The sequence below is a fragment of the Sporolactobacillus sp. CQH2019 genome (genome assembly GCF_028765345.1).
GTDB lineage: Bacteria > Bacillota > Bacilli > Bacillales > Sporolactobacillaceae > Sporolactobacillus.
In genome coordinates this window covers 1-476 of sequence record NZ_JARAJZ010000051.1, presented here as the reverse complement: position 1 = coordinate 476, position 476 = coordinate 1, and the positions used below count along the sequence as shown (strand labels likewise).

1 protein-coding gene is annotated in these 476 nt (G+C 37.2%); it reads right to left on the bottom strand.

Going from position 1 to position 476, the window contains the following annotated elements; all coding sequences use genetic code 11:
* On the bottom strand, positions 1–476 hold a 476-nt coding region (locus OYT88_RS20755), incomplete at both ends, for an IS66 family transposase (protein WP_274402263.1).

Genomic DNA, 476 nt, shown 5'->3' with positions numbered 1-476 from the left:
GCATCTGTAACTAAAAATCCATCAAATTCCTTAAGGAATTCTTGCGCATGCTTACCTGCTCTAGTTCTAGTGTATTCAAAGATAACTATATTTTTATCTTCGCTTTCACCGGAACGGTATAACCACATAAAAGATTGGCTAGAAGGTTTCCTGCCTTGTTCTTTATTGCATTGAATTCTAGTCTCATCAGCATTTATAATCTCACAATTATGGAGCTCTTTTTTCATGAGATTATACATCGGCTTTAGCCATTCGTTGCTAGATCTAATAATCCAATTCGCCATTGTTGATCTTGAAAGATTAAATCCTCTTTGGAGCCAATCATGTTCCTGTCGATAAAGTGGCATACCATTAACATATTTTTGATAAATAACTTCTGCAACAGTGGAAGGCGAAGCTAAACTTCTCTTCATTACTGGCTTTGGTACAGGAGCTTTTACTATTACATCGGCGCTGCTATCAGCAGTACCACACTC